Raw genomic sequence first — 9,556 nt, 5'->3', positions numbered from 1 at the left:
AGGAGCGTTGTTCATGAGCCTCCAGAACCACCGCCGCCTGCTCGACCTTCTCGGCGTCGAGCTGCCGGTCATCCAGGCGCCGATGGCGGGCGCGACAACGCCGGACATGGTGATCGCCGTCAGTAACGCCGGCGGCCTGGGCTCGCTGCCCAGCGCCCTCTATTCCGAGGCCGAGCTGCGGGCGGCGCTGGACGCGGTGCGGGCCGGGACCAGCGGTCCGATCAACCTCAACTTCTTCACCCACCTCGCGCCGGCCGAGGATCCGGCGCGTCAGGCCGCCTGGCGACGCCGGCTGGCGCCCTACTATGTCGAGGCCGGGCTCGATCCGGACCAACCCCTCGCGGCCGGTGGGCGCGCGCCGTTCGACGAGGCCTTCTGCGCGGTGGTGGAAGACTACCGACCCGAGGTGGTCAGCTTCCATTTCGGCCTGCCGACGCCCGCGCTGCTGGACCGGGTGAAGCGCACCGGGGCCAAGGTGTTGTCCTCGGCCACCACCCTGGCCGAGGCCCAGTGGCTGGAGGCCCGGGGCGTCGACGCGGTCATCGCCATGGGGGCCGAGGCCGGCGGCCATCGCGGCAACTTCCTCACCGACGACATGGGCGCCCAGGTCGGCACGTTCGCGCTGCTGCCCCGGATCGCCGACGCCGTCTCGGTTCCGGTGATCGCGGCGGGCGGGATCGCCGATCGTCGCGGGGCGCTGGCCGCCTTCGCCCTGGGGGCGGAAGCCGTCCAGGTCGGCACGGCCTATCTGCTGACGCCGGAAGCCAAGGTTTCGGCCGTCCACCGCGAGGCCCTGAGGTCGGCCGAGGAGGCGACGGCGATCACCAACCTGTTCACCGGCCGTCCGGCGCGCGGGATCGTCAATCGCCTGATGACCGAGCTGGGCCCGCTCTCCGACCTGGCCCCGGCCTTCCCGACGGCCGGGACGGCGCTGGCGCCGTTGCGGGCGGCGGCGGAGGCGGCCGGTCGCGGCGACTTCAGCCCGCTGTGGGCCGGCCAGGCCTTCCGCCTGGCCAAGCCTATGTCGGCCGCCGCGTTGACGCGAAGCCTGGGCGGCGTCGACTAGGGCGAGCCGTCCTAGACCGCGCCTTCCTCGATCAGGAACGCCAGCAGGTCCTCGCGGTCCACGTTCTTGGCCACGAAGGCGTCGCCGATGCCGCGCACCAGGATGAAGGTCAGCAGTCCGCCCTCGGCCTTCTTGTCCTGGGCGCTGTGGGCGATCAGGGCGTCGGCGCTGAACGGCTCGGGGCGGATGTCCGAAAGCTTGGTCGGCAGGCCGGCGGCCTTGATGGCGGCCTCGGCGCGGACGGCGTCCTGGCTGGAGCACAGGCCCTGGCGCGCCGAGAAGCGGAACGCCTGGGCCATGCCCAGGCCCACGGCCTCGCCGTGCTTGAGCGCGTCGCCGAAGCCCATCTCGCCCTCGACCGCGTGGCCGAAGGTGTGGCCCAGGTTCAGCAAGGCGCGGCGGCCGACTTCCTTCTCGTCCTCGGCGACGATCTCGGCCTTCATCTCGACCGAGCGGCCGACGGCGCGGACCAGGGCCGAGGTGTCGCGCTCCAGCACCGCGTGGACGTTGGCCTCCAGCCACTCGAAGAACGGGAAGTCGCCCAGCAGGCCGTACTTGATGATCTCGGCATAGCCGCAGGCCAGCTCACGGGCGGGCAGGGTGGCCAGGATGTCCAGGTCGGCCAGCACCAGGCGCGGCTGGTGGAAGGCGCCGATCAGGTTCTTGCCGCGCGGCGTGTCGATGGCGGTCTTTCCGCCCACGGACGAATCCACCTGGGCCAGCAGGGTGGTGGGGATCTGGATGAAGTCGATGCCGCGCTTGTAGATCGCCGCCGCGAAGCCGGTCAGGTCGCCGACCACCCCGCCGCCGAACGCGATGACCATGTCGCCGCGCTCCAGCTTCAGGGCCAGCAGGCGGTCCGACAGGTCGGCCAGGCCCTCGAAGCTCTTGGTCTCCTCGCCGGGCGGCACCAGGATCACGTCGGTGGCGATCCCCACGTGCTCCAGCGCATTGGCCAGCCGCTCGCCGTGGTGCTCGCCGACGATGGTGTCGGTGACGATGGCCACGCGCTTGCGCTTGAGCAGCGGGGCGATGTGCTCGCCCGCCCGGTCGATCAGGCCCGTGCCGACGACCACGTCATAGGCGCGCGCGCCCAGGCCCACGGGGATGGTGGTGATCACGTCGACTCACTTTCGGACTGGGTCTTCAGATGGGCCTTCAGGGCCTGGATCACGGCCTCGACCGCCACGCCGTGGGCGGTGTCGCCGGTCTCGACCGTCAGATGGGCCTCGCCGTAGGCGGGATAGCGCAGGGTGGCGTGCTCGCGCAGCACGTCCATCGGGTCGCGGCCCTTGAGCAGCGGCCGGCCTTCCTTGCGGCCCACGCGGCGGGCCAGCAGCTCCAGGTCGGCCTTGAGCCAGACGGCGACAGCCTTGGACTTGATCAGGGCGCGGGTCTCGGCGTTAACGAAGGCCCCGCCGCCGGTGGCCAGCACGTGCGGCGGCTCGTCCAGCAGCCGGGCGATGACCCGCCGCTCGCCGTCGCGGAAGGCCGGCTCGCCCATCTCGGCGAAGATTTCGGGGATCGAGCGGCCGGCGGCGGCCTCGACCTCGTTGTCGGCGTCGCGGAACGGCAGGTCCAGGGCGGTGGCCAGCCGGCGGCCGACGCTGGACTTGCCCACGCCCATCAGCCCCACCAGGACGATCGTCCTGTGGCGCAACGCGGCCCTCGGGTCCGGACCCTGGGATTCAGGCGCCTGGATTTCGGGGCGGGAGGGAGCGGGATCGTCGGTCATGGCCTGATGGCGGTTTACACGAGGGCGAGGCCTCCCGCCAAGGTTTGGACCAAAGCCACGTTCAGGGTGTTCCGGAGGGCGAAAAGTTTCGCCAACCCCTGTCCTGCGGCATAGTTGAACCATGGCTCCTTCCAAGCGACTCACGACCTGTTCGGCCTTCGCCCTGGCGGCGGCGCTATTCTCGACCGCGCCGGTCCTGGCTCAGGTGCAGGTCCAGTCCCTGTCCGCGCTGGACCTGTTCTCGCCCCCGGCGGCCGAGACGGGGCTGTCGGGCGATCTGTGGAAGGACGCCTCGCCCGGCGTGGTCAAGGAAGCGCTGCCCAAGCTGGCGACCAAGCCGCTGTCGCCGGCCGCCACCGGCCTGGCGCGGCGGGTGCTGGCCACCGGGGCCAACGCTCCCGCCGGGATCGGCGACGACCCGGAGCTGGGCGCGACCCGGGCCCTGGCCCTGATCGCCCTGGGCGAGGCCAAGGGCGCCGACGCCGTGCTCGACCGGGTCCCGGGCGTCTCGGGCAGCGCCCAGCTGTCGATGGCGGCGGCCGAGGCGGCCCTGATCACCGGCGCCGACGACAAGGCCTGCAGGATCGGCGAGGCGCTCAGCGTCGAACGGAGCGCGCCCTACTGGCTGCGGCTGCGGGCCTTCTGCCAGGCCCTGGCCGACCAGCACGACGCGGCCCAGCTGACCTTCACCCTGGCCGCCCAGCAGACCAAGGACGCCGACTACGCCCGGCTGATGAACGCCCTGCTGTCGGGCACGCCGGCTGGGGCGGCCAACCTGAAGAACGGGATCAACTACGCCTTGTCGCGCAAGCTGGGGCTGGACGTGTCGTCGGCCGCCGCCCAGGCCACCGCCTCGCCGGCGTTGAAGACGGTGATCAAGCCCGCCGACGCGCCGAGCGACCTGACCGCCGGCCAGGCCTCGACCCTCGCCGGCCTGCGCGCGGCCAAGGGCCTGCCCGCCTTCACCGACGCCGCCAAGGCCGCGCAGCCGACGATCGTCGCCCTGGCCGGGGCCGGCGCGCCGCTTGAAGACCCCGTCCTGTTCGCCCGCGCCGCCCTGGCCGCCGGCGACCTGGCCACGGCCCAGGCCATCCGGGGCAAGCTGACCGGCGACACCATTCCCGGCGCCAGCACCCTGGATCTGGCCCTGCTGGACGCGACCCTGGCGGCGGCCGAAGGCAAGAAGGACAGCCAGATCCTCGACGGCCTGATCGAACGCGGCGTCCAGGGCGGCGCCAAGTCGCCCGCCCAGCCGGCCGCCCTGATCCTGGCCGCGTTCGGCGCCGCCATGAGTCCCGAGGCCCGCGCGCCGTTCGCCGCCTTCGATCCCGGCAAGCCCGTCGCTCCGGCCGGGCGGCTGATCGTGCTCGATGACGCGGCCGCCGCCGGCCGCCAGGGCGAGACGGCGCTGCTGGCCCTGTCGATCGCCGCGGACGCCGGCCCCGCCGGTCCCGCTCCGGTCGACCGCGCCCGGCTGGTTCGGGCCCTTCTGAAGGTCGGGCTCGAGGCCGACGCCCGCGCCTTCGCCGTGGAGGGGCTGCTGGCGCTGCAGCTGAAATGAGCGGCGCCCCTTCTTCGGGAAAGACCACAGGTTGGATCGACGCCTTCCTGGAGATGATGGCGGTCGAGCGCGCGGCGGCCCGCAACACCCTGACCGCCTATGAGAAGGACCTGATCGACGCCCGGCTGTTCCTGGCCTCGCGCGGCGACCTGGACGGGGCCTCGGCCGAGGCGGTCGAGGCCTATTTCGCCGACCTGGGCGCGCGCGGCCTGTCGCCGGCCACCGCCGCCCGCCGCCGCTCGGCCCTGCGCCAGTTCTACCGGTTCGTGCTGGGCGAGGGCTGGCGCGACGACGATCCCTCGCGCCGGGTCGAGGCCCCCAAGGCCGGCCGGCCCCTGCCCAAGGTGTTGTCGCGCGACGCGGTGCTGCGGCTGATCGCGGCCGCCGCCGCCAAGGACGGCGGCCAGGGCCTGCGCCTGGCCTGCATGATCGAGCTGCTCTACGCCTCGGGCCTGCGGATTTCCGAACTGCTGAACCTGCCCCTGGCGGCCCTGGCCCGCGACCCGGCGTTCCTGATGGTCAAGGGCAAGGGCGGCAAGGAGCGGCTGGCCCCGCTGAACGACGCGGCTCGCACGGCGGTGAAGGCCTATTTGGAAGCAAGGCCGCAATTCCTGCCAAAGGGCGTCAAGGAGAGCCCCTGGCTGTTCCCCTCGCGCGGCAAGGGCGGGAAGCTGACCGCGCGGCGGGTCTCGCAGTTGCTGGAGGACGCCGCCATCGCCGCCGGGATCGACCGCGAGACGGTCAGCCCGCACGTCCTGCGCCACGCCTTCGCCACCCACCTGCTGGAGGGCGGCGCCGACCTGCGGGTGATCCAGACCCTGCTGGGCCACGCCGACATCGCCACGACCCAGATCTACACCCACGTGGCGGGCGATCACCTGGCCCAGGTGGTGAAGAGCAAGCACCCGCTGGGGCGGAAGGGATAGGTCGCGGCCGAAACTGGGGACACACACTCACAGCGCCTTCGGTTCCAGGACTGGCGAGGCCTTGGCGTGAGTGTGTGTCCCGACCTTCAAGCGCGGCATGACAAGGCGAGCAGTCGCCTGCTAAGCACCCCCACCTTTCAGGAGAACGACATGTCGGACGAAACCCGCGACAGCAACGGCACGATCCTGGCCGACGGCGACAACGTCACCCTGATCAAGGACCTGAAGGTCAAGGGCTCGGGCGGCGTGACGCTGAAGCGCGGGACCCTGGTCAAGAACATCCGCCTGACCGGCGACACCGACGAGATCGAGGCCAATGTCGAGAAGGTGCGCGGCCTGGTGTTGCGGACCGAGTTCGTGAAGAAGGCCTAGATCGCCAGCCGGGCCCTGGTCGTCCAGCGATCCAGGCCCAGGAACGCCGCGGCCGCGACCAGCAGCAAGGCGAGGGCCAGATAGTCCAGCCAGGCCAGCGCCGGGTGGATCAGATAGGGCGACGGCCAAGTCGCGATCAGGCTCAGGGTGTTGGCGGTATGGATCGCCGCGCCGACCCCGACGGCGATCGGCAGCCGCCTGAAGTCGCCTCGCGCCACGAACCAGGCCGCCGCCCCGAAGACGCCGGCCAGGCCCAGCATCGCGGCCATGTGCCAGGCGGGCATCAAGAGCAGACCGGCGGCGGCGCTCTCGGCGGTCTGGTCCTCGAACAGCGGGAAGCCGCCCGCCCATCCGTTCAGGCTGTTGCGCTTCAGGTCCGCGACGATGGCCAGCATGTAGAGCGGCAGGAAGGCGTGGGCGACGGCGGTCAGCAGGCTGACGGCGGCGACGGCCAGGCGGCCGGTCAGCAGCGCGATCCTCATGAGCGAGATCCTTTGGCTGTAGGCGGTCCAGACGCAGCCGCCGGCGAACGCCAGGGCTTCTCCGGCGGAGGGTATGGCGACCAATTCGGCCCGCATGGCCAGGCCCCAGTCTCGGCGGTTCGCCGGCATGACCTTGGCGGCGTGGTCCAGCAGCCGTTCGGCGAGCGCGCGGGACATCAGGCGGGCTCCGGCGCGTTGGAGGTGGACGCGAAGGCATGGGGCGGAGCATCCAGGGTCCGTTCCCGCGCCAGGGCCGCGCCCTTGTCGGTCAGGCGATAGGCGTGGCGCGGCGGCCGGCCGGGTTGCAGGGGCTGGCGCCATTCGGCCTCCAGCAGGCTCTGGTCGCTGAGCCGGATCAGCAGCGGATACAGCGTGCCCGACTTCAGCCCGGTCTCCTTGGACAGGTCGTAGCCGTAACGCCAGGCCTGCGGCTGGGCCAGCAGGGCGGCGAGAACACAACGGGTCTGTCGCGAGATGTTTGGCGCACGGGTCATGCAGCCATTAGCAACATATGTAGAGTTTGAGTCAAGGAGGGCGTCTTCGAGCGCCCAAACAGGTCCTCCCCCTGTGGGGGAGGTGTCGGCGAAGCCGACGGAGGGGGAGTGGTCGGGCGGCTGCCGCCCCGGATCGGCGATCCTGGAGCTCCCCCCACCGATCGCTGCGCGATCGGCTCCCCCACAGGGGGAGGGCCTGCTCCGCCGGCTCGGGCCTGCTACCCCTCGAACGCGGCCTTCAGCTTGGGCATGTCCAGCTTCACCATCTGCATCATGGCCGCGAACATCCGCCCGACGGCGGCCTTGTCGGGGCTGGAATAGAGATCGAGCAACTCCTGCGGCACGATCTGCCAGGACAGGCCGTACTTGTCCTTCAGCCAGCCGCATTGGCTTTCCTTGCCGCCGTCGGCGGTCAGGGCGTCCCAGTAGCGGTCGACCTCGGCCTGGTCGGCGCAGTGCACCATGAACGACACCGCCTCGGTGAAGGTGAAGTGGGGACCGCCGTTCAGGGCGGTGTAGGCCTGGCCGTCCAGTTCGAAGCTCACGGTCATGACCCGTCCGGGCGGCCCCGCGGGCGGTTGGGAGTCGCTGGGATAGCGAGCCACCTCGGTGATCTTCGAGTTGGGAAACAGCGAGACGTAGTAGTTCGCGGCTTCCTCGGCCTGGGTGTCGAACCACAGGAACGGGGTGATCTTCTGCATGGCGTCCTCCAGGGCCGGTCAGCGGCCGTTTGGTCGAAGGACGATCAAGACCCGCCGGTCCCGACATCGGCGCGCGCTTTTCGACCAACCGCCGGTGTCACGCGGCCGCCAGCAGGTCCGTGCTCCTGTGGTCGGGCGCGCAGCCAGGGACCAGGATCACGTCGCCCTGAGAATTGTCGGTGCGCAGGGCGAGGATGGCCTGGTAGGCGGGCGAGGCGTACCAGGCGCGCGCCGTCGCCAGGTCCGGAAAGGCTATGATCACGATGTCGCCGGGCCACTGGCCCTCCAGGACCTCGACCTTGCCGCCGTGGACGACGAAGCGGCCGTCATAGGGTTCGAGCGTGGCGTCGATGCGCTGCAGGTATTCGATGATGCCGGCGCCGAAATCGACGCTGCGCAGATGGGCGATGCCGTAGGCGGGCATAGCGGGGCTCCTCGTGTTGACGAGCAAGCTTCGCGCGCCGTGTGCGGGGAAGCGATGACCTGGGACGTCATGCCTCCGCAACGCCGCCGTTGCCGCCTTCGCCGCCGCGCACTAGTTACGCTGCATGCCCGCTTCCGAGATCGAACCCTTCCACGCCATCGCCATCAGCCGTCTGGCCCACCAGATGAAGGCGCAGGGCAAATCGATCATCCACATGGAGTTCGGCCAGCCCTCGACCGGCGCCCCCGCGGCGGCCATCGCCAAGGCGCACCATGTGCTCGACACCGACGGCATGGGCTATTGGGAAAGCCCGCTGCTGAAGGCGGCGATCGCCAAGCGCTATGCCGAGCTGGACGGGGTGAGCGTCGATCCCGAGCGGATCATCCTGACCTGCGGCGCCTCGCCGGCCCTGGTGCTGGCCCTGGCGTCCAACTTCCAGCCGGGCGACCGCGTGGCGTTGGCGAGGCCGGGCTACGTGGCCTATCGCAATACGCTGAAGGCGCTGAACCTGGTCCCGGTCGAGATCGCCTGCGGGGCCGAGAGCCGCTTCCAGCTGACCGCCGACCACCTGGCCGCCCTGGAGCCCGCCCCGGCCGGGGTGATCATCGCGAGCCCGGCCAATCCGACCGGCACCATCATCCCCGCCACCGAGCTGGAGGCCATCGCCGAGGTTTGCCGGGTGCGTGGAATCCGGATCATCTCGGACGAGATCTATCACGGCCTCAGCTACGGCGAGCCGGCCCGCTCGATGCTGGCGTTCCAGCCGGACGCCCTGATCGTCAACAGCTTCTCCAAGTATTTCAGCATGGCCGCCTGGCGGCTGGGCTGGGTGGTCGTGCCGGAGGGCCAGGTCCAGCGGGCACGGGCCTTCATGGGCAACCTGTTCCTGACTCCGCCGTCGCTGAGCCAGCACGCGGGCCTGGTCGCCATGGACTGCCTGGACGAGCTGGAGGGCCATGTGGCCGTCTACCGCGCCAACCGCGCCCTGCTGCTGAACGCCCTGCCGGTCCTGGGCCTGGCCTCGATCGCGCCGCCGGACGGGGCCTTCTACATCTATGCCGACATCGGCCACCTGACCGACGACAGCCTGGCCTTCTGCGAGGCCCTGCTGCGCGACACCGGCGTGGCCACCGCGCCGGGCGTCGATTTCGACCCGGTCGACGGCCGGCGGTTCATCCGCTTCAGCTTCGCGGTCTCGACGGCGGAGGTCGAGGAGGCGCTGCGGCGGATCACGCCGTGGTTCGCGGCGAGGACTTAGAGAGCAGCGCCTTGCCGATCGGCCTTGGCGGCTGGCTCTGCAGCACCACCGAGGTCGTCACCGGGCCGAAGCGGCCGATCGTGTCGACGATGGTCGCCAGGTCGCCGGCCGAGGGGACCAGCGCCTTGAGCACGTAGCAGTCGTCGCCGGTCACCCGATGGACCTCGACGATGTAGGGCAGGCGCTCGAAGGTCTCGAGGCAGGCGCGCATGTGCTCGTGGGTGGTCTTCAGGCGGATGATGGCGCTGAGCGCCAGGCCCAGGGCCAGCGGATCGATCCGCGCGCCGTAGCCGGTGATGATCCCGCGCTCCTCCAGCCGCTTGACCCGCTCCGACATCGACGGCTGCGACAGGCCGATCCGCCGTCCCAGCGCCGACAGCGAAATGCGCCCATCGGTCTGAAGCGCCTCCAGAATGGCGATATCCTTGGCGTCGAGGCCATCCGGGAGGGGCATGTGCGGTTCTCGCCTTGAATTCATCGGAACTATCGCGCTTTGACCGATGAATGGCCATGCACTTTGGGTCGTGGTTCGACCAT

General features: G+C 70.9%; 12 protein-coding genes. 5 read left to right on the top strand and 7 right to left on the bottom strand.

Going from position 1 to position 9,556, the window contains the following annotated elements:
- Positions 1 to 13 precede the first annotated feature (13 nt).
- Complete coding sequence (locus AC1DYP_RS04660; RefSeq protein ID WP_477045336.1) at positions 14 to 1,066, top strand: NAD(P)H-dependent flavin oxidoreductase; 1,053 nt, start codon at positions 14 to 16, stop codon at positions 1,064 to 1,066.
- Positions 1,067 to 1,077: 11 nt separating this feature from the next.
- On the opposite strand, the gene aroB is transcribed toward AC1DYP_RS04660, so the two are convergent.
- Together aroB and AC1DYP_RS04650 are read right to left on the bottom strand one after the other, a co-directional pair.
- Entirely contained in the window at positions 1,078 to 2,187 is a 1,110-nt protein-coding gene (gene aroB / locus AC1DYP_RS04655; protein ID WP_477045335.1) for a 3-dehydroquinate synthase, read from the bottom strand.
- Complete coding sequence (locus AC1DYP_RS04650) at positions 2,184 to 2,801, bottom strand: shikimate kinase (RefSeq protein WP_477045334.1); 618 nt, start codon at positions 2,799 to 2,801, stop codon at positions 2,184 to 2,186. The genes aroB and AC1DYP_RS04650 overlap by 4 nt, the downstream gene beginning before the upstream one ends.
- 121 nt (positions 2,802 to 2,922) lie before the next feature.
- Here AC1DYP_RS04650 and AC1DYP_RS04645 point away from each other — a divergent pair, with 121 nt between their 5' ends.
- From AC1DYP_RS04645 to AC1DYP_RS04635, 3 genes are all read left to right on the top strand, one after another.
- Positions 2,923 to 4,362: a hypothetical protein gene (locus AC1DYP_RS04645; protein WP_477045333.1), complete on the top strand. Its 1,440-nt coding sequence runs from the start codon at positions 2,923 to 2,925 to the stop codon at positions 4,360 to 4,362.
- The gene (locus AC1DYP_RS04640; RefSeq protein ID WP_477045332.1) at positions 4,359 to 5,288 is read left to right on the top strand and encodes a site-specific tyrosine recombinase XerD; all 930 of its coding nucleotides are present in this window, start codon (positions 4,359 to 4,361) and stop codon (positions 5,286 to 5,288) included. The genes AC1DYP_RS04645 and AC1DYP_RS04640 overlap by 4 nt, the downstream gene beginning before the upstream one ends.
- Before the next feature lie 150 nt (positions 5,289 to 5,438).
- Positions 5,439 to 5,660 carry an alkylphosphonate utilization protein gene (locus AC1DYP_RS04635; protein ID WP_056758688.1) on the top strand — a complete coding sequence of 74 codons (222 nt, stop codon included), beginning with the start codon at positions 5,439 to 5,441 and terminating at the stop codon, positions 5,658 to 5,660.
- On the opposite strand, the gene AC1DYP_RS04630 is transcribed toward AC1DYP_RS04635, so the two are convergent.
- From AC1DYP_RS04630 to AC1DYP_RS04615, 4 genes are all read right to left on the bottom strand, one after another.
- Complete coding sequence (locus AC1DYP_RS04630) at positions 5,657 to 6,319, bottom strand: hypothetical protein (RefSeq protein WP_477034076.1); 663 nt, start codon at positions 6,317 to 6,319, stop codon at positions 5,657 to 5,659. The two genes, AC1DYP_RS04635 and AC1DYP_RS04630, sit on opposite strands and share 4 nt — an antisense overlap.
- Positions 6,319 to 6,636 carry a PadR family transcriptional regulator gene (locus tag AC1DYP_RS04625; protein ID WP_477045331.1) on the bottom strand — a complete coding sequence of 106 codons (318 nt, stop codon included), beginning with the start codon at positions 6,634 to 6,636 and terminating at the stop codon, positions 6,319 to 6,321. The genes AC1DYP_RS04630 and AC1DYP_RS04625 overlap by 1 nt, the downstream gene beginning before the upstream one ends.
- A gap of 218 nt (positions 6,637 to 6,854) precedes the next feature.
- Positions 6,855 to 7,337 (bottom strand): VOC family protein, encoded by a 483-nt coding sequence (locus tag AC1DYP_RS04620; RefSeq protein ID WP_477034078.1) that lies wholly within the window; start codon positions 7,335 to 7,337, stop codon positions 6,855 to 6,857.
- Positions 7,338 to 7,434: 97 nt separating this feature from the next.
- Positions 7,435 to 7,761, bottom strand: a complete 327-nt coding sequence (locus AC1DYP_RS04615) for a DUF1330 domain-containing protein (protein ID WP_477034079.1) — start codon at positions 7,759 to 7,761, stop codon at positions 7,435 to 7,437.
- 124 nt (positions 7,762 to 7,885) lie between these two features.
- On the opposite strand from AC1DYP_RS04615, the gene AC1DYP_RS04610 reads away from it, so the two are divergent.
- Positions 7,886 to 9,019, top strand: a complete 1,134-nt coding sequence (locus tag AC1DYP_RS04610) for an aminotransferase class I/II-fold pyridoxal phosphate-dependent enzyme (RefSeq protein WP_477045330.1) — start codon at positions 7,886 to 7,888, stop codon at positions 9,017 to 9,019.
- On the opposite strand, the gene AC1DYP_RS04605 is transcribed toward AC1DYP_RS04610, so the two are convergent.
- Positions 8,991 to 9,473: an Lrp/AsnC family transcriptional regulator gene (locus AC1DYP_RS04605; RefSeq protein ID WP_477045329.1), complete on the bottom strand. Its 483-nt coding sequence runs from the start codon at positions 9,471 to 9,473 to the stop codon at positions 8,991 to 8,993. The genes AC1DYP_RS04610 and AC1DYP_RS04605 overlap by 29 nt on opposite strands.
- Between the last annotated feature and the right edge of the window lie 83 nt (positions 9,474 to 9,556).

Source organism: Caulobacter sp. P1_D6 (assembly GCF_056406095.1).
This window is presented reverse-complemented; position numbering and strand designations above follow the sequence as displayed.